Source organism: Chryseobacterium subflavum (assembly GCF_055762745.1).
Window position 1 is genome coordinate 516,216 of the sequence record NZ_JBVTMR010000002.1, and the last position, 20,534, is coordinate 536,749.

General features: G+C 37.2%; 15 protein-coding genes. 3 read left to right on the forward strand and 12 right to left on the reverse strand.

What is annotated here, in order from left to right; all coding sequences use genetic code 11:
* Positions 1-68 precede the first annotated feature (68 nt).
* The 6 genes from AC0INN_RS11735 to AC0INN_RS11760 are packed head-to-tail and all read right to left on the reverse strand — an operon-like array spanning position 69 to position 8,468.
* Positions 69-1,400, reverse strand: a complete 1,332-nt coding sequence (locus AC0INN_RS11735; RefSeq protein WP_172282008.1) for a quinol:cytochrome C oxidoreductase — start codon at positions 1,398-1,400, stop codon at positions 69-71.
* 8 nt (positions 1,401-1,408) lie between these two features.
* Entirely contained in the window at positions 1,409-2,101 is a 693-nt protein-coding gene (locus AC0INN_RS11740) for a c-type cytochrome (RefSeq protein ID WP_172282010.1), read from the reverse strand.
* A 1-nt stretch (position 2,102) separates the two neighbouring features.
* Complete coding sequence (locus tag AC0INN_RS11745; RefSeq protein ID WP_122546000.1) at positions 2,103-2,624, reverse strand: DUF3341 domain-containing protein; 522 nt, start codon at positions 2,622-2,624, stop codon at positions 2,103-2,105.
* Positions 2,611-4,008, reverse strand: a complete 1,398-nt coding sequence (nrfD, locus tag AC0INN_RS11750) for an NrfD/PsrC family molybdoenzyme membrane anchor subunit (protein ID WP_172282012.1) — start codon at positions 4,006-4,008, stop codon at positions 2,611-2,613. The genes AC0INN_RS11745 and nrfD overlap by 14 nt, the downstream gene beginning before the upstream one ends.
* Before the next feature lie 25 nt (positions 4,009-4,033).
* Entirely contained in the window at positions 4,034-7,081 is a 3,048-nt protein-coding gene (locus AC0INN_RS11755) for a TAT-variant-translocated molybdopterin oxidoreductase (RefSeq protein ID WP_306613329.1), read from the reverse strand.
* Positions 7,082-7,103: 22 nt separating this feature from the next.
* Positions 7,104-8,468: a c-type cytochrome gene (locus tag AC0INN_RS11760; RefSeq protein WP_172282022.1), complete on the reverse strand. Its 1,365-nt coding sequence runs from the start codon at positions 8,466-8,468 to the stop codon at positions 7,104-7,106.
* A gap of 185 nt (positions 8,469-8,653) precedes the next feature.
* Here AC0INN_RS11760 and AC0INN_RS11765 point away from each other — a divergent pair, with 185 nt between their 5' ends.
* Positions 8,654-9,190 (forward strand): SPOR domain-containing protein, encoded by a 537-nt coding sequence (locus AC0INN_RS11765; RefSeq protein ID WP_172282024.1) that lies wholly within the window; start codon positions 8,654-8,656, stop codon positions 9,188-9,190.
* Positions 9,191-9,244: 54 nt separating this feature from the next.
* On the opposite strand, the gene AC0INN_RS11770 is transcribed toward AC0INN_RS11765, so the two are convergent.
* The 6 genes from AC0INN_RS11770 to AC0INN_RS11795 form a co-directional block, all read right to left on the reverse strand.
* Positions 9,245-10,519, reverse strand: a complete 1,275-nt coding sequence (locus tag AC0INN_RS11770; RefSeq protein WP_273650361.1) for a DUF6080 domain-containing protein — start codon at positions 10,517-10,519, stop codon at positions 9,245-9,247.
* A gap of 78 nt (positions 10,520-10,597) precedes the next feature.
* The gene (locus tag AC0INN_RS11775) at positions 10,598-11,551 is read right to left on the reverse strand and encodes a T9SS-dependent choice-of-anchor J family protein (RefSeq protein WP_273650362.1); all 954 of its coding nucleotides are present in this window, start codon (positions 11,549-11,551) and stop codon (positions 10,598-10,600) included.
* A gap of 76 nt (positions 11,552-11,627) precedes the next feature.
* Positions 11,628-13,169, reverse strand: a complete 1,542-nt coding sequence (locus AC0INN_RS11780) for a protein adenylyltransferase SelO (RefSeq protein WP_306613331.1) — start codon at positions 13,167-13,169, stop codon at positions 11,628-11,630.
* Between the two features lie 73 nt (positions 13,170-13,242).
* Positions 13,243-15,624, reverse strand: a complete 2,382-nt coding sequence (locus tag AC0INN_RS11785) for a transglycosylase domain-containing protein (RefSeq protein ID WP_273650364.1) — start codon at positions 15,622-15,624, stop codon at positions 13,243-13,245.
* Positions 15,625-15,630: 6 nt separating this feature from the next.
* On the reverse strand, positions 15,631-16,092 hold the full coding sequence (locus AC0INN_RS11790; protein WP_273650365.1) for a gliding motility lipoprotein GldH: 462 nt from the start codon (positions 16,090-16,092) through the stop codon (positions 15,631-15,633).
* Positions 16,085-17,449, reverse strand: coding sequence for a PSP1 domain-containing protein (locus AC0INN_RS11795; protein ID WP_273650366.1), 1,365 nt, complete (start codon positions 17,447-17,449; stop codon positions 16,085-16,087). Before AC0INN_RS11795 ends, AC0INN_RS11790 begins: the two co-directional genes overlap by 8 nt.
* Positions 17,450-17,725: 276 nt before the next feature.
* Here AC0INN_RS11795 and AC0INN_RS11800 point away from each other — a divergent pair, with 276 nt between their 5' ends.
* The gene (locus tag AC0INN_RS11800) at positions 17,726-18,961 is read left to right on the forward strand and encodes an OmpP1/FadL family transporter (RefSeq protein ID WP_172282038.1); all 1,236 of its coding nucleotides are present in this window, start codon (positions 17,726-17,728) and stop codon (positions 18,959-18,961) included.
* Positions 18,962-18,971: 10 nt separating this feature from the next.
* Positions 18,972-20,522, forward strand: coding sequence for an SGNH/GDSL hydrolase family protein (locus tag AC0INN_RS11805; protein WP_273650367.1), 1,551 nt, complete (start codon positions 18,972-18,974; stop codon positions 20,520-20,522).
* Positions 20,523-20,534 lie beyond the last annotated feature (12 nt).

Sequence of the window (20,534 nt, forward strand, 5' to 3'; positions counted from 1 at the left end):
TATAATCATAAAAAAAGACTGATTATTTAATAATCAGTCTTTTATAGTTTTTATTTTGTTACAAGTCCTTAGAAAGGATACTCATAAATTTCAGATTCATGTAAGAATGGGTTTCCTGTAGGAATCAATTTAAGTTTAGATAATGCAGTCATTACAGTAAACATAAATAACCCAACAATGAATAGGATAGATCCTAAGATCAGGATGAATACTTCAGGAGTATTCCAGTATGGTCCTACTGTTCCCGGCATTACCATATTGAAGTAATCTAGAATGTGTCCAAGGATTACAACTACTGCCATTGTAGTAACTACTTTATAGTTTCTCTTGATACTGCTGCTTACTAATACCAATAAAGGTAATAAGAAGTTAATGATCAACATTGGAAGGAAAGTAGGTGAGTAGTGTTGGAATCTTCCAAAGAAGTAATTAACCTCTTCCGGTACGTTGGCATACCAGTAAAGCATGAACTGTGCAAACCATGTATATGTCCAAAGCATACTTGTTGCGAAAAGGAATACTCCAAGATCGTGTAAGTGGTTATCATTGAACTGTGGTAAGAAACCGTTCTTCTTAAGGTATACACTGATTAGGATGATTACTGCAATACCACTAGACAGGCAGCTAACCATAGAATACCAGATATACATTGTAGAATACCAGTGAGGGTCAATAGACATCAACCAATCCCAAGCCCATGCAGCTGAACAGAATCCAAAGAATACAATATATCCTACTGCCCATCTGTAAAGCATTTGGTAGTCGATTCTTGATTTAGTTTCATCTACTTTCTTTGAAACAGCTTTTAATTTCCATGCGAAGAATGATGCTCCGATTACATACAAGAACGTTCTGAATGCATAGAAAGGGATATTTAAGAATCTTTTTTTCTCGAATAAGATCACATCAAAGTGCGGAGAATCAGGGTTTGTTAACTCCGGATCCATCCAATGGAAAAGGTGACCATTGTGAGAAATGTTTAATAGCATAAGGATGATCAAAATAGCTCCCCCGTATGGAATATAAGAAGCAATAGCTTCCATTACTCTTGTAATGATAATTGGCCAACCTGCGTGAGCTGCATGCTGAATACAGTAGAAAAATAATACTGCACAACTTACTCCGAAGAAAAATACAGCTACAAAGTGTAGTGATGCCAACGGCTGGTTGTGAACCTGCAATTCTGCGTGTTCCAAATGGGCAGCGTGGTCCTGAGGTCCTACCATTTCACTTGAATGTGTAGGAGCATTGTGACCTGAAGCATGAACAGCTTCCATCATCTGTTCAATTTTCTCTGTGCTGATTCCTTTATTCAAGAAAAAACCAATACCAAATAGAACTAAACCTACAACAAGCAGTATTATAGAAATTGATTTTAATTTTGGTGAAAAAGTATACATTTCTTTTCTTATTTTTTAGTTTCGGTAGTCGTTTCAGTTGCTGGTGCCGCTGCTGTAGCTGTAGCTGCCGCAGGTGCTGCTGCTCCTTTTTTGAAAGCACTCATCACATACATTGCTACTCTCCATCTGTCTCCTGCATTCAATTGTCCTGCATAAGACCCCATCGCATTTCTACCGTTTGTTAATACATAATGAACAGATCCCACAGTAATTTCTCTATCAGCATAGTTAGGTACACCTGAGAAAGCACCGCTTTGTACGATTGGTCCTTGTCCATCACCTCCTGTTCCGTGACATGCCGCACAAGTATGGTCGAACAACATTTTTCCTCTTTCTATATCTTTAGCTGCATTAGCTGGATTTAGAGGAGAAGTCGTCAACTTTTTTGATGCATCATATCCTGCATTATATTCATCTGCATTTTTAGGAAGTAATCCTTCTTCAAAAATTCCGTCTTTATTTTGAGCAACACTCCCTTCTACTGGAGCAAGTCCTGTTGCATAGCTATTTTTAACAAACGCTGGAATTTCATTGTCATGATCTGAATAAGCATCTTTAGCCTTCATCAATGGATCATATGCTACCGGGAAATACATATCCGGGAAATATACCAGAGGTGCATTTTCTTTCGGTCCGCAAGAATTAAGTAAAACTGTTGTTAAACCTAAGATTGCAGTAATTCTTAATACATTCTTTTTCATTTTAAGCGTCTTTAACAGTTATTTCTTCAACTCCAGTCTCAATAAGTAGCTGTTTTACAGATTCTACATCTTCAGTTACAAATTCCATCATGAATTTGTCATCTGTAGTTCTCGGATCCGGATTTTGTGCCGGAGCTCCAGGATACATCTTGTTTCTTACCAAGAAAGTAAGTGACATCATGTGAGCAGCACAGAATACCATTAATTCAAACATCGGAACTACGAATGCCGGCATGTTGTGTCCCCAGTCAAAAGCTGGTTTACCACCGATATTCTGAGGCCAGTCATGATTCATTACATACCAGGTTACAGTTGCACCGATCGTAACACCATAACAAGCATAGATAAAAGCAGCATCAGAAATTCTTGTCTTCTTCAGACCTAAAGCTTTATCTAGTCCGTGAACCGGAAATGGAGTATAAACCTCGTTGATTTTTATTCCTTTATCGTTGAATGCTTTAACGCCGTTCATTAAATCGTCGTCATCAGCATAAAGTCCGTATACAATTTTAGTGGTGCTCATCTCCTTCTTTTGCTTTATAAGTTTCACCTGAGATTTTCAAAATCGATTTTAATTCAGCCTGTGCAATTACAGGGAATGTTCTTGCGTATAATAAGAATAGTACAGAGAAGAATCCGATTGTTCCTAAATATACACCTACGTCAATAATGGTTGGTTTAAACATCGTCCATGAACCTGGCAAGTAATCTCTTGAAAGGTTGATTACGATGATATCGAAACGCTCAAACCACATACCGATGTTGATAATTAGTGCTACAATGAAAGTCCAGATAATGTTCGTTCTTGCTCTTTTGAACCAGAAAGAAGCCGGAATAACAAGGTTACAGATAATTAGTGACCAGAAAGCCCACCAATAAGGACCTGTTGCTGCACCTGGAGAAAGATACGTAAAATCTTCAAATCTTGATCCTGAGTACCATCCTATGAAATATTCAGTTGCGTAAGCTACAGTTACCATACCACCTGTTACCACAATTACGATGTTCATAATTTCAATGTGATACATAGTGATGTAATCTTCAAGGTGACAAACTTTTCTGGCAATTAACAATAGTGTTTGTACCATTGCAAATCCTGAGAAAATCGCACCGGCAACGAAGTACGGAGGATAGATCGTAGAGTGCCATCCTTTAATAACTGAAGTTGCGAAGTCAAAGGATACGGTAGTGTGTACTGAGAATACAAGTGGAGTTGCCAAACCTGCTAAAACCAAAGATAATTCTTCAAATCTTTGCCAGTGTTTTGCTTTACCACCCCAACCGAATGCTAGGAATGTATAGATTTTTCTAGTCCAAGGAGTTTTAGCTCTATCTCTGATCATTGCAAAGTCAGGGATCAATCCCATGAACCAGAAAACTGTAGATACTGAGAAATACGTAGAGATCGCAAATACGTCCCAAAGTAGAGGAGAGTTAAAGTTCCCCCAAAGAGAACCGAATTGGTTTGGAAGAGGGAATACCCAATATCCTACCCAAACTCTACCCATGTGGATTACAGGGAAGATAGCTGCCTGTACAACAGCGAAGATCGTCATCGCTTCAGCTGAACGGTTTACAGACATTCTCCAACGCTGTCTAAATAATAATAATACCGCTGAGATTAGGGTTCCGGCGTGACCAATACCTACCCACCATACGAAGTTGGTGATATCCCAACCCCAGTTAATAGTTCTGTTAAGCCCCCATGCTCCAATACCTGTTCCGATAGTATAAGCGATACACCCGAATCCATAGATGAATAGAACTAGTGCTGCATATAGTGATATCCACCATAATTTACCTGCTCTTTCTTCGATAGGTCGTGCAATATCTTCTGTGATATCGTGATAAGTTTTGTGACCAATAATTAGAGGTTCCCTTATCGGAGCTTCGTAATGTCCTGACATTTTTTACCTATTTATTATTTAAACTTTATTTTTCTACTCTGTTTCTTACTTTAGTGTGATAGAACACATTTGGCTTGGTTCCGATCTCTTCCAGTAAATAATATCTTCTGTTGCTTGAGTATAATTCTCTTACTTCAGATTCTTTATCGTTCATGTCTCCAAACGTCATTGCTCCGGTAGAACAAGCAGCAGCACAAGCAGCAGAGTTTTTGAACTCGTTGTCTGTTACTTTTCTGTTCTCTCTTTTCGCAGTTAAGATTGTAGCCTGAGTCTGCTGGATACACATTGAACATTTCTCCATAACCCCTCTTGTTCTTACCACAACGTCCGGGTTTAGTACCATTCTTCCAAGATCGTTATTCATGTTGAAATCGAAACGATCGTTCAGGTTATATGTAAACCAGTTGAAACGTCTTACTTTATATGGACAGTTGTTTGCACAATATCTTGTACCAATACATCTGTTGTAAGCCATATGGTTTTGACCTTGCTTACCATGAGAAGTAGCCGCTACCGGACATACTGTTTCACATGGAGCGTGGTTACAGTGCTGACACATTACCGGTTGGAAAATCACATCCGGACTTTCATTCGGTTCGATTAGGATGTCATATAGATTAGGAACATTTAATCCTCTTTCAATACCTTCTTTAGTTTCGATCTTTTCTTTAGCAGAATAGTAACGATCGATTCTTAACCAGTACATATCTCTGGACATTCTGATCTCTTCTTTACCTACAACAGGAACGTTGTTTTCTGCCTGGCAAGCAATGATACATGCTCCACAACCAGTACAAGAGTTTAAGTCAATAGATAAATTGAAGTGAGGTCCATCAGTGTCATCGAAAGCGTCCCAAAGGTCTATTTTTCTTGCTGGAAGAGCTCCACTGATCGTGTGGTATTCCAAAGGCTTGTTCCATCCTTTGTGCTCGTCATCAAAAGCGACATTCAGATATTCTGTTAAAGGAACTTCTTTAGCGATTTCATAACGACCCATTAGGGTGTTTTGAAGCTGGATACCAGCAAACTCATGCTCTTCACCTGTTTTTTCTATTTTAGCATTAGAAACAACTAAATTAGAACCGTCAAATAAAGGATAAGCATTTACTCCTGTATCAGCCGTTGCTCCGGAATTCTTTTTACCATATCCAAGTGCTAAACCTACTGATCCGTCTGCCTGACCTGGTTGAATGAATACAGGAACATCTTTTATTACAACTCCGTTTACCGTAAGGTTTACAATAGAACCATCCAACTGCATTCTGGCATTCAGATCATTTTTTATACCTAATCTGTCTGCATCTTTAGGAGAAATAGTTAAGTAGTTATCCCAAGACATTCTTGTTAACGGATCCGGTAATTCTTGTAGCCAAGGGTTGTTAGCCTGAGTACCATCTCCGATAGAAGTCTTAGTATAAAGTACTAATTCAAGATCGGAAGCTTTAAAGTTACCTAATTCAGCAAGTGCCTGAGCAGCATTTCCTCCTGCATAAGATAATGTCGTTGCATTACTGGAAGGAACGATACCGTTATACAAAGCTTTGTTGAAAGAGGTACCTCCTAATATAGAAGAAGCACTAGCTTTTAAGTAATCATAGTAGTTATTGGCAGCATTGTTCTTACCATTTTTCCAAACCAATAATGATTCTTCAATCTGTCTTGATTTGTAAATTTTCTGGATAGTAGGCTGCATTAATGTATAAACTCCTGTCTGAGGCTCCATATCTCCCCAAGACTCTAACCAGTTGGCTACCGGAATAACAGCTTTCGCTGCTTTATACATTTCATTTTTCTTATCTGCAACAGCAATTACGTAAGGAACTTTTGTTAAAGATTTTTTGAAATCTTCTCCTTTTGGATGAGAATAGATAGGATCTACATTGTTTGTAATCAATACTCCAACCTGTCCTGCATTTACCCATCCTAAGAATTCCTGGTATCTTGCTTTATCAAATTCTTTTAAGAAGTTCGCTTTACCGGTGAAGGCAACCGAACCTAATTTTTGGTTAATTAAGTGTGCTAAAACCTGTGCACCTTTAGATCCGTCCGCAAATACGACAGCTTTGCTTCCTTTTGTCTGAAGTTCTTTTACGATCTCAGCAGCAATTTTATCAGAAGCAGCACCCCCACCTACGATTGCATTGTAAACTTCAACTAATGTTTTATTTACTGCACTAGGCTTTAGTCTGTATCTTGAGTCAGCATTTGCACCTGTAAGAGACATGTTGGATTCCACCTGAATGTGTCTCAACATGTTTGCTCCCGGTTTTCTTGCTTCTGCATAAGAAGTTTCTAAACTTGAGGCATTGTAATCTCCTAAGAAATCAGCCTGGAAAGAAACTACTAATTCAGAACCTTTAAGATCGTAAACCGGTAATGCTCTTTGTCCGAATACTTCCTGTGCTGCATCTAATGCTGCGGAGTAAGGGAAAGCATCATAAGTTACAAGTTCTGCTGTAGGATATTTAGCTTTGAATTCAGCGAACAACTTTTTGAAAGTTGGTGAAGCAAAAGACTGAGATAAAAGAACAATCTTTTTGCCTGCTGACTGTGCTTCTGCCAAACCTTTAAGAACAAAATCATCTACTTTATCGAAAGTTTCGTCTTTACCGTCAAGCTTAGGTTGTTTTACTTTATCATTATCATAAAGAGAAAGTACACTTGCCTGAGCTCTTGCATTCGTTTTACCTAATTCTCCTGCAGCCGGGTTTGGATCAATTTTAATAGGTCGTCCTTCACGTGTCTTTACTAAAACACTAGCGAAATCGAAACCATCAAAATATGTTGAAGCGTAGTAGTTAGGAACCCCAGGAATGATATCATGAGGTTTTACCACGTAAGGAATCGTTTTAATTACCGGAGCTTCACAAGCAGCAAGTGTTACTGCTGCAGTAGAAAATCCTAATAATTTTAAGAAATCTCTTCTTGAAGTACTTGATCCGTTCTGTTCAGCATCTCCAAGGAAATCTTCTACCGGAATTTCTTCCTGAAACTCTTTTTGAGCCAGCTTATTATTTAAAGCCGGGTCTTTAAGTTCATGAATACTTCTAAATTGTATTTTGTTTGAAGCCATTTATACTTCTAATTTTTAGTTATTAATAATGACATTTACCACACTCAAGACCTCCAATTGCATCTACAGTAATCTTACCACCATCTTTAGGGTATTGTTTTTTCAACTTGTCATGTAGATTCTTGAAGTATTCTTTATTATAACCGTTGTTCATATCAACCTCAGTAGTTCTGTGACACTCGATACACCATCCCATAGTGAAGTCATTAGCCATCTGAACAACATTCATTGTGTCTATTTTTCCGTGACAAGCTTTACAAACAACATCGATTTTGTTATTCGGATTCTTTTTGTTGAAAGAATTGATGATTGCCTGCTCACCCGCTACAACGTGCTGAGAGTGATTGAAGTACACGAAATCCGGCATGTTGTGGATTCTTGTCCATTCTACTGGTTCAGTTTTTCCTGTATACTGTTGTTTTGCAGGATCCCAACCTGTATGCTGATAAATCTTTTGGATTTCACCGTCATAGAACGCTTTGTCTTTTCCTGGCTCCATATAGTGATCTGCATTGTATTCGGAAATTGTTCTGTGACAGTTCATACAAACGTTCATAGAAGGAATTTCAGAAACTTTACCATATTTAGCACTTGAGTGACATAGCTGACAGTCAATTTTTTGTTCTCCAGCGTGAATTTTGTGAGAGAAGTAGATAGGTTGTTCAGGCTTGTATCCTTTGTAAACACCGATCCACATTAACCAGTTCCAGATTCCATAGGTTGCAAGGATCGCTAAAATAACCAAAGCTCCTTTACCTATATAGTGGTATTTTTTATAGATTTCACTGAATGAACGAACTCTCGTTTCATTAAGCCCTGCTAAGTCTTCTGACTGTCCTAATTTAACTAATTGTCTTAGTTTAAGTAAGATCCATACCAGTAAGGCTGCAATTGCTAAAAGTGAAATGATAACAACGTTTGTTGTTGTTTTGTCGGTTGCTGCAGTTGCGGTAGCATCTGTTGCAGTGGCTGCTCCCGCTTCCGGTTTTTTCTCTTCCGGAGCCGGAGGATTAGTTGTAAAAGCTAAGATGTCATCGATATCCTTCTCTGTAAGATTAGGAAACTGAAGCATCTCAGTTTTATTATATTTTTCAAAAATCTCATTGGCGTATTTGTCTCCAGAAGCTCTCAGAGCTTTGTTGTCCTTGATCCACTTGTGAAGCCAATCTCTGTCTACACCACCCTCTGTCTTTACTCGTTCTACAACTCCTTTCAAAGGAGGTCCTATCACTTGTTTATCCAGAGCGTGACATGCAGTACAATTCGCTTTGAAAAGTTTCTCACCGTTTTTAGGATCGCCGTCTTGCCCGTAAAATGAAGCACTGGTTGATAGCAATAAGCCTATTGCGATCAACGTTTGTTTATAATGCTTTCTCCAACTAATCATTTAAATTATCTTATGTTAGTAAAATATTGAACATTCAATCAATCCCGCAAAAATAATATTTTTAACAGGAATTTAACGGCATATAGAAAGGGGAAAATATCATTTACGTTTAATTTGTATTGATTCTAAATAACTCAGTTTGGTATAATTTTTTAATTTGTATAAATTTGCGCAAACAAGTTTAAATGAAAAATTTAATCAAAATATTGTCGGTACTATCCTTTTTTGGATTTTATGAGATTGAAGCCCAGCAGGTTGTAAAGAAGGATACATTGTCCGGAACCGAACTAGTAATGTCAATGGATCCTAAGGTAAAAGATGCTTTAGAGAGTCTCGAAGACAAATGTTCAAGAGTTGTAACCACTACAACACCCCGGGATAGTAGTGACGAAACTTACACCAGACCTACAAAAATATATGTTCCGAATAGGGAATTGACCAATGCGGAAATCTGTAGAAAAAACCCAAGAATTTTAGGGTATAAAATTCAGATTACAACTGTGAAAAGTAACGATGAAGCGAATGAGATCAAATCGTATTTCAGAAAAAGATTTCCTAATCTAAAGGTGGAAACCGATGCGTCTTTGAGACCTAATTATAAGATTTTAGCAGGAAGTTATTTCACGAAACAAAGTGCTTCTTCAGACCTTTCTAAGATCAGAGAATACTTTAAATCTGCTGTTGCAGTACAGTACAGAATATTTTGTGCAGAGGCTAAATAATATAAGCTATATGATAAAAAAATAAAAGCTGAGAAGATTTTCTTCTCAGCTTTTTTATTGATAATAAGAATCTAAGAACCAGAAAAACTCTGTCATCCTGAGGTAGTTATTAACTCCCAGATAAACCAATAATATTCCCAATGTAAGTGTCAGGAATGAGAGTGCTTTCGGAGAAGACCGATAAGAGTAGAACAACCAGCCTAGAAGTATCGGATAGACAAAAACAAAGTGACCGCCATAGATGTAAGACGTATGTAATCCGAATCTCATAATGCAGTGGATAACAATATCTACAACAAAAGAGATCATTACAACTTGTACCAGTTTATTTTTGAAATTTCTGAAATAACTCCAAAATATAAGACTCAATAAAAGGGCAATAAATAAGTAAGCAACCCACGAAGAATAAACATCCATAATAAGACCTTTGAAATGAAAGCCTTTCATATTATGTTTATCACGAATGATAAAATTGGAAAAAAGAATATTGCCACCAAAAAAATACGAAAGAATCATGTCCCAGGTTGGTGTAGACTTTACATTAGAGAACTTTTCATATTGTTCGTTCGTCTTATTGAAGATATTTTTATATTTAAAGTCTATCCGGTTTAGGTATAGCAGTATAAAGCAAATACAAGTAATTACAACTCTTAGTGCAGCATTTCCAAATTTCTTCCATTTTGTAAACAGGTCTTTTTCGAATAAGACAGGAATGAAAACCTTAAAAATGTTGGTAATAGTAAGTCCTGCCACGGAAACTCCAGCGAAAACAAGAGCCAGACCAGATATTTTCTCTTCTTTTTTTAGTTTAATGGCCGCATAATGGTTATAAAGACAAAGAAGAAAAAATGTATAAGTAAAGTTTTCCGGAGTGAAAGAAAGCAGGATGCTTGTTGAGAAAAGCCCGAAAAAAAGAATAATAATAAGGTTGATCATCAATGGTATTCTGATGATGTTTTTTAAATATTTAAATACTTGTAATATAGCTAGACTTACCGTGGTTATGCTAAACCATGCCAGAACTAACCTAAAGGTAACATCCGTTTTTCCGTTCGAGATTAGAAAAGCAAACTCTCTTATCCAGTTAAAAAAGTAGTAGGATAAAGGATGTCTTTCGAAACTACCACCGGTCATCACAATTGAACGATTGTCAAAACTGAAATAAGCATCCCAGGGTATTCTGTTATCAAAAATGATGGTGTAATTAATGGCAATGTAAGATCCCAGTATTCCATACAGAGAAAGAAAGAAAAGAAAGACCCATAGCTCAGTGAGCGAAGAAGGAAATATGAGTTTAAAAAAATGGATTAGTTTCGTTTTGAAATTCACCTGTTTAAAGTTTTTGCAAAAGTAAAATAAAAAAACTCACCAATTCCGGTGAGTTTTGTTTCTATGTGTAAAAATCATTTATTCTTTGATGACTTTTTCTGAGGATGATGTCCCATCGTTAAATTCGATCTGCATCAAATAATTTCCTTTAGGGAGTGAAGAAAGATCTGCTTTTACCGAAGCCGTTTTTAAAACTGATTTTCCTGAAACATCAAAAACAGATATTGACTTTATTTTTTTGTCTGTTCTGATTTCAACTTCTCCTTTTGTAGGGTTGGGATAGATGCCTGTTCTAACTTTGGCAGAATTTTCGGATGTTGAAAGAGTGCCTGTAGTAATTTTAACGTCATCTAACATAAACATATATTGATCTGAGGACATATATTGGATACCAATCCTGATTGTTTGACCACTATAAGCATCCAAACTTTGCGTAACTTGCTGCCATGCCGCATAAGGAGCTGTTAATGGGGTTGCGCCAGATATTATTGTAAAGTTCGCAGCTGACGTAGGTGTACCGTTACCGACATATACTCCTATTTTATAGTTTTCTGTAAAGGCAGGAGATAGAGCTTTTACCCAAAGGCTTAACTGATTGCCACCTGCTCCTAATGTTACAGCTGGAGAAATAAGCCAGTCGTTATTTGCATTTACACCAGCAGCCGGCACTGCAGCCCAGGATACAGCTGTTTTTTGTCCACCATGTGGAGTGAAATTTCTTATTTCTTCATCCACTCCTGGTACTGAAGTCAGATTGTTTGTGGCATTACTTGCTGAAAGGTTAAAAATCTGAAATGCCATAGCACCACCGGCATTTGTCCAATTAGCAGTCCAGGTTGGTACGGTACTGCCTCCTACTACAGGCCCACCTCCTGTGTAAGTATTTCTACCGTCTAAATCTAAAGTCAGCCAACTTCCGATATTTGTAATGGCAAAATTCGTGTAAGATTCGAAGCCTTCATCTAACAAGACGGTTTGAGCAGTCCCCATCACGCTTGTTAATAATATTAAAGATAGTAAAGTCTTTTTCATAATGTAATTTTATAGTTATACTCAAAATTAAGCAATTTTTTAATAGATATCACGTATCTTATTTATTATTATGAACTTACGAACTGCAAGACAGCGTGGAACATCCGGAAATATCATCATAATCAACAGGCCTTTTTACGGAAAATTCAGGATAAATTTCCTGATAAGGATTTTCGAGGGCATGTATTAATTTTTTTAATAAATCTTTCTTCCCTTCATTAATTTCTTCAATGCATTGGTACAAAAGATAATTTCTAAGGATGAATTTTGGATTAGCTTTTTGCATCAGGTTGAGAGAGGCTTCCTTTGTAATTTTATTTTTTGAAATTCTTTCTTTGTATTTTTGAATAAAGTGTTTAAGCTTATTCAAAAGATCATCATTTAGGAAGGTATAAGATACATTTTCAAACAACTCTTTCAGGTCATCTCCCTCTTTGAGTTTTTCCAACTGATTAAAAAACAAGGTGTGATCAAATTCTAATTCCTGCATCAATCCCTGCCAGTTGCTGAAAAACTCTTCGTCACCATCTAATAGCTGATCGAATCCGAATTTTCGGCAAAGCATTTTGTCGTGAGCTTCCCAGAAATAATTACCATAATTATTGAGGGTATTTTCTAAAAATTTTTCATCCTTAATTAATGGATGAAGCGCATTTGCCAACTGCCATAAATTCCATTGTGAGATTTGCCCCTGCTTTCCGAATGCATATCTTCTTCCTGGCAAATCGGTGGTATTGGGAGTGAAATTCAGATCATACTCATCCATCATAGAGTATGGACCATAGTCAATGGTAAGCCCAAGCACAGACATATTATCTGTATTCATAACTCCATGTACAAAACCCACTCTGAACCATTCTGTCATCAGATCAGCCGTTCTTGTGCAGATGCTTTTAAAGAAATCTTTATATTTTTCAGAATCCGATGAAGTGATTTCAGGAAAATAATTGAGAATAGTAAAGTCACCGAGATCCTGTAAGGTTTTGTATTCTGCCTGAGCAGAAATGAGCTCGTAATGTCCAAACCGTAGAAAGCTTTCCGCAGTCCTGATAATTATCGCTCCTTTTTCTTTTTGAGGATTCCCGTTGTACATCATATCTCTTATGACATCTTCTCCTGTAAAACATAGGCTTAATGCCCTTGTAGTCGGAACACCAAGGTGATACATAGCCTCACTCATCAGGTATTCCCTGACTGAAGACCTTAATACAGCTCTTCCATCTGCATGTCTTGAATATGGAGTGGCTCCAGGACCCTTCCATTGAATTTCATTTTTTTTCCCGGAGTCATTGATTATTTCCCCAGCGAGTATAGCTCTCCCGTCTCCAAGTTGTCCGGCCCAGTTTCCAAATTGATGCCCGGCATATGCTGTCGCGTAAGGTTGAATATTAGGAGGTAAATTATTTCCAACAAGAAAATCCAGGTCGTTCTCTTCAAACTTTCCTAGGCCGATTTCTTCAGAAAGTTTTTCATTGAAAATAATTAATTCCGGATTGTCAAACCCGGCAGGACTAACCGTTGAGAACAAAACTTTAGGCGTTGCTCTCTGCATTGGATTTCCTGAAAAGTCTCCGGGAAACTTCTTTATAAAAGGCTGTTTGATCTCTTTAATATTCATGAATCAAAGATACAACAATAAAAAAAGACCTTTCAAACAGATTGAAAGGTCTCGTGTATTTGTAAAAGAGAATTTATTTATTAAAATCAATTTCTTCGCTCTTATTGAGGTTTTCATTGACGTTCTCTTCTTTCTTCGTTGTATTGCTTTTTGGTGTAGGATCTACAGGCCTAGGATTTTTAATTTGATCGATTGTCTGAAGTCCTCCCTCATCACCATAACCTCCACTCAATCCTTTGAGATCCGAACATCCGTCTTTCCAATCTGATGGTTTCACAAACTTATCATCTGGAGTAATGCCTAAACTTTTATCTGCCCAGACTTTTTTCATAAATATCGCCCAGATCGGCAATGCCATTCTTGCTCCTTGTCCTTCACCTGTTCCAAAGAAGTGAGTTGCTCTGTCTTCCCATCCTACCCAGGCACCTGTTGCTAGCTTAGGAGTTATTCCCATAAACCAACCATCGGAGTTGTTCTGTGTAGTACCGGTTTTGGCAGCAATTTCCACCGCTTTTGAGATGCCCCTTCTTGAAAGTTCTCCGGAAGCGGTACCAAATTGGGCTACTCCTTTCATCAATTCAATCATGGTGTAGGCATAACGAGGATTCATTACCTCTTTTGGATCTACATTTACTTCTTTGATAACCCTGCTGTTGGCATCTTCTATCCTCCAGATCATTTCAGGTTTATTATAGTTACCATAGTTGGCGAAAGTACTGTAAGCACCAAGCATTTCATAAATCGTGATGTCAGATGAACCTAATGCAATTGTATTGTTTCTTGGAATTTCCTCAGTTACTCCTAGATCTCTTGCAGTCTGTATTACAGCATCTACTCCGGTCATTTCTATGAGACGTGCTGCAACTGGGTTTTGAGAGTGCGCTAAAGCATCTTTTAACGTCAGCATTCCGCCTCTGCCGGGAACATGCCATCCATTATGGTCGTAGGTTCCGTTTGAAACAGCTGAACAAGGTGTCATTCCAAGCTTCATGATAGCAGTTGCATATACGAAAGGTTTGAATGTGGATCCAACCTGTCTTTTACCTTGTTTGATATGGTCGTACTGGAAATGCTGCCAGTCGATTCCTCCAACCCATGCTTTAATCTCACCGGTTCCAGGAACCATAGACATCAAACCTGCCTGAGCGATCTGCTTATGATATCTGATAGAGTCCCAAGGAGACATTTCAACTTCTTCTTCTCCATTCCATGTAAAACGTGATGTTTTTATCGGTTTATGGAATTCCATAAGGATTGAATCTTCAGATACTCCGGCTGCCTTAAGCAATTTGTAACGTCCCGTTCTTTTCATAGCCTGAACCATTACACTGTTGATTTGCTTATCCGTTAAGTAATAAAAAGGTCTGTTTTTTCTGCCTCTTTGTTCTGCATCAAATCTTTTTTGAAGGTCTGTCAAATGTTCTTTAATTGCCTCTTCCGCATATTTTTGCATTTTAGAGTCAAGCGTAACATATATTTTAAGTCCGTCTTTATAAAGGTTTAATTTTTTACCGGTTTCTTTTTCGTGATCTTTAAGATAACTATCGATCTCTTTTTTCAGATAAAACTTATAGTAAGCAGAGTAGTCATCATTGATGTTTTTGATCGGATGATAGTCTAAAGTAATAGGCGTTGCTACCGCTTTGTTGTAAGTATCCTCATCAATATAACCTGTTTTCTGCATCTGCTCCAAAACAACATCTCTTCTTGCCTTCGCTCTTGTCTCATTACGCATAGGATTGTTTTTTACCGGATTTTCCAGCATGGCAACAAACATTGCTGCTTCAGGTAATGTAAGCTGATTGGTGCTTTTGTTAAAATAGATTTTTGAAGCCATTTCAATTCCGTTTGCATTGTATAAAAAGTCAAACTTGTTGAAATAAAGCGTTACAATTTCTTCTTTGGTATATCTTCTTTCAAGGCTTACTGCCACAACCCATTCTTTTAGCTTTTGGAAAGCCCTTGCTAACTTGTTTTGTGAAGCTCCCCCTGTGAAGAGTAGCTTTGCAAGCTGCTGGGTAATGGTGGAGCCACCTCCTCTGCCACCTCCATAAACAACTGCTCTGGCAATTGATTGTAGATCAATTCCGGAGTGTTCTTTAAAACGCTCATCCTCTTTAGCTTGTAGTGCATACACAAGAAAAGGAGGAAGATCCTTATAGGTAATAGGTTGGGTTTTTTCTTTTTCAAATTTGCCTAAAAGAACACCATCTGCAGAAAAAATCTGAGAAGCAACATAAATGTCAGGGTTTTCCAGTTCTTCAACATCCGGCATTTCACCAAGAAAACCTTGTGAAACAGCAAAGAAAGTTCCTGAAATTCCCAAAACAACTACAATGAGTCCAAGCCAAATAAATCTAACCCACTTTTTCCAGGAGGTATTTTTATTATTTTTTTTGGGAGGAAGCGGAAACGTCTTTCCCTTACTTCCTGTGTTTTTTTTGTTTTCTTCCATTTATGATTACGGTTTAGCCGTTTCTATTTTTACTCCAATATCTTCAATCCCCGGAAGGAAATCATTTCTCATCGCTTGTATTAATCCAATTTCATATTTTCCTTTTTGTGGAAACCTGTAATTTAATTTATACTGGAAAAGCGTTTCCTTCGTGTCTCCAAAACCTGTTCCAAGCCATTCTCCATTTGGTTTTGTAAGAATATAATTCAACGTATCCGTCTCCTTTTTCTTGTTTTGAAGATTGGTGAAATTAACGATAAACCTTATATTGCTATAAGGATAATCGTTATTGTTTCTTACAACAAATATAATATTTTTAGGATTCTGTGGATCCGAAATCTCAAGATTAAATTTCTGCTCACTTTTCTTATTCCATTTACTATCAATGGAATTCATCGTGACATGTTCTCCCGGAGAATTACAGCTCAAGAAAAGAATAAGGGATAAAAATCCTAAAACTTTATGCATTGTTATCTTTTTTTGGAGGAAATTTTTTTTTAAATTTTTTCTTGTTTGGATTTTGTTGAGGCTTTTTCTCCTGACCGGAATTACTCGCTTCTACTTTCTCCAATTGAGCTTTTGGCTGCTGAGGCCTTGGCTGTTTGGGGTTATGATTAGAATTGGTATGGTCTGGTTTTTCAGATCTCTCCGGTTTATTTTTCCTTTGTCCCTGATTGTTGTTTTGCCTGTTCTGGTTATTGTGATTCTGGTTTCTGTTTTTGTTGAATCCTTTATTTTTCTTTTCGAATCGATCCACATTATTCTCCTGAATCAGATCAATGCTATGCAACGGGATATCCGGTTGTTTAAGTTCTTCAAGAGGGAGTATTTTTTCTCCTCTTTTATTTTTAGAAATGAACTGTTTTACAAGGTCAATATCAAAATCATACCATGCTACAGAGCTATCCACATAGGCAAACCACATTTTCTTCTTGAAAACGTCAATTTTAATACAGAAAGCTCTTCCTTTTTCTGTATCCAATGTTGTTGACGAAGAAGGGAAATTACTTAATGCATCAAGATAACTGTCTAATTCATAATTTAGACAACACTTTAGTTTACCACATTGCCCGGCAAGTTTTTGCGGGTTGATACTTAATTGCTGATATCTCGCAACGTTGGTATTTACAGATCTGAAGTCGGTAAGCCATGTCGAACAGCAAAGTTCTCTTCCACAAGACCCGATTCCTCCGATTTTTGCGGCTTCCTGTCTGAAACCGATCTGTTTCATGTCGATTTTTGTTCGGAATGTAGAGGCGTATTCTTTTATTAACTGTCTGAAATCGATACGATTATCTGCAGTATAATAGAATGTTACCTTAGAGGCATCTCCCTGATACTCTACATCAGTAACTTTCATTTCAAGCCCCAGATTATGGGCAATCTTTCTTGCCTGGATCTTTACGCTGTCTTCTTTTTTTCTAGCTTCCTGCCAAACTTCAATATCTTTTTGATTGGCTAATCTGTATATTTTTAGTGAGTTTTCTTCAGAAAATTTTTTCTTTTTCATCTGAATTTTCACTAATTCGCCGGTGAGACTTACCACACCAACATCGTGTCCGGGACTAGATTCTACGGTGACTACACTACCTATATGTAATGGAACATTATTTACATTTTTATAAAACGATTTTCTGTCATTTTTAAATCTAACTTCTACAAAATCACACCTGTTAGATGCGGGATTATTGATGTTAGATAGCCAGTCGAAAACACTTAATTTATAACTATTACCACAGGTATTTACATTTTCACAACCATTCGCGGATTTCTTGGGTCCGCAAGAATGCGCAGAATCGCCGGATGTTTTACATCCACAACTCATATAACTATTATTTAATCTTGCAAATTTATATATTTTTATCTTTATGTAATTCTAAAAAATTCAAATATTCGTCAACATCATTGTTTGATATTAAACAAAAAACACTTTTTTATCACCGAATTTTACCAATGTACTAGTATATATGCTTTTATGGTGAATTTTTCCTAAAGTGTTATTTTAAACATAATTTTCTTTTCGTATAATGTTTAAAATATTAAGAAATATTAACAGACCTATGCAAAATAATTTTATATTTGGGTTATATAATAATAGTCTATGAAAAAAATATTAGTATCAACTGCTTTATTGGCGGGTGTTTTATCTTACGCTGGAGGCTTCAGGGTTTCTTTGCAAGGGGTAAAGCAATTGGCAATGGCACATACTAGTGCTCATGCTGAAGATGCAAGTGTGGCATTCTTTAACCCTGCGGGTATGTCATTCATTCCTTCTAAACTGAGTATAGTTGCCGGAGGATTTGGAGCAAGTAATAAAGTTACTTTTCAGAATTTAAATACTTTACAAAGTACAGAAACTGATAATCCTCTTGGAACACCTATTTATGCGGCTATTGCTTATAAACCGCTGGAAAATTTATCAGTAGGTTTCAGCTTTTCAACACCTTTTGGTAGTACGATCCAATGGCCAAATGATTGGGAAGGAAGAGAAATGGTTCAGAAATTAGAATTAAAAAGTTTCTACTTCCAGCCAATGGTTTCAGTAAAACTGGCCCCGTGGTTAGCTTTTGGAGCGAGTTATATATATGCAAGAGGAAAAGTAGACTGGGATAAAGCAATTACTCAATTTGGAGGTGAGGTAAATATTAATGATGAGAAAGCAAGTGGACATGGATACGGGTTTGGTTTCTATTTCAGACCTGAAGAAAAACTGGATGTTAGTATTGCATACCGTTCTCCGGTTGATATGAAAGCGAAGAATGGAACAGCAACATTTAAATTTCCATCACAGTCTATCTACTCATTATTAGGATTAGGAGCGAACGGACAAGATGGTTTCTCTGCAACGCTTCCTTTAGTGGAAGAATATACAATAGGTTTAACCTATAAGATTACACCAAAATGGTTGGTTTCTGCTGATTTTAACTATCATGGATGGGAAAGATACAGTAAACTGACATTGGATTTTGCCAATGCTCCTATTGGAAACCAAGCAGATCCTACGGTGCTTGTTGCTCCAAAAAACTTCAGAAACTCAAAAACCTTCAGGTTAGGAACGCAATATGCATTTAGCGATATGATTTTTGGACGTTTGGGAGCTTATTATGATGAATCTCCTTATTCTGACAACAATTTTATAGCTGAAACACCTTCATTTAATACTTATGTAGTAACAGGAGGGGTAGGCTTTAAGTTGAAACAATTTGGAGTTGATATTGCTGGAGGATATGCAATGCCTCAGGCAAGAGACGTTAATAATGCGAATCTTGGATTCTACGGACAGGCAAAAGCCAGGGCGTTTTATTTTGGTCTAGGTTTATCTTATAATCCTTTTTAATTGAAAGACTATGAAAAAAATTATAATTTCTACAATCGCTGTCTCTGCGCTTTTATTTACAACGAGCTGCGAAAATGATTTTGATACGGATGTTAAAGATATCCAGGTATCGAAAGGGAATGCAGACTTTTCTAAATATGTAGCATTGGGTAATTCATTAACATCAGGCTATAGAGATGGAGCTCTTTATTCAGATGGACAAAATGAATCTTATCCTTCTATGATAGCTCAGCAAATGAAACTTGTCGGAGGAGGAGATTTCAAACAACCGTTAATGCCGGATAATAATGGTGGATTGCTGTTAAATACCTTAGCCGGTCCTGTTCAGATTGCCAATACAAAATTATTCATTAGTGGTTTTGTAAATGGTTCTCCTGATATTAAAAATGCGAATAATAATACAGCAACAGCACTTGTAAATACCATTTTGACGGGTCCTTTCAATAACATGGGAGTTCCGGGAGCAAAAGTGGCTCATTTGCTGGCTCCTGGATATGGTAACATTCAAGGAATTGCTACTAAAACAGCTAATCCGTATTTTGTAAGATTTGCATCAAGTCCTACAACATCTGTAATTGCTGATTTTAAAGCACAGAAGCCTACTTTCTTTTCATTATGGATAGGAAATAATGATGCGTTGTTATATGCTCTTGCAGGTGGAGATGCTACGGTTGAAACCCTTACACCACCGGCACAATTTACACAATATTATAATGCATTAATTAATGAGATTGCCTCTACAAATGCTAAAGGTGTTATCGCAAATATTCCTAGCGTTACTTCTATTCCTTCCTTAACAACTGTTCCTTATAACCCTTTAACAGCTTCTGTTCTAGGTGGAGGTAATGTTACTGTAGGAAATGCAACAATAGATAATTTAAATACAAACTTATACGGGCCATTGAGTCAGATTTTGGCTGCAGTAGGAGGTGCTGGAAGAATAAAGCCTTTGTCTAAAACCGAAGCTAATCCATTGCTTATAGTAGACGAAAGCCTTCCTAATCTAGGTGCTCAGATTACAGGTGCTGCTTTAGCATCCGGAAATCCAACCCTGATTGCTTTAGCAACATATTTAGGAGCTACTTATGGACAAGCAAGACAGGCGAAAGCAGGAGATTTGGTTCCTTTAACTTCTAAAGCTGAGATTGGAACACTTCAAACATTGCCTCCAGGGGTTCCCGCTAGCCTTGGTGCAAAAGGAATTGCTTATCCGTTTGCTGATAAATATGTATTGACGGCAACAGAAGTTACTGATGTAAACACAACCATTGATGCTTATAACGTAACGATTAAAGCAGCAGCAGATGCTAAAGGATACGCTTTTGTAGATGCCAACAAAAAGATGGTTGAACTTAATAGCCAATCCGGAATTTCATTTGACGGGGTAAGATATACTGCGAAGTTTGTAACGGGTGGAGCTTTTTCTCTTGATGGAGTTCACCTGACAGGAAGAGGTTATGCTATTGTTGCGAATGAATTTATTAAATCAATTAATGCAAAGTATAATTCTTCTTTACCACAGGTAAATGCGAATAATTATTCAGGAGTAAGATTCCCTTAAAATATAAAGGAA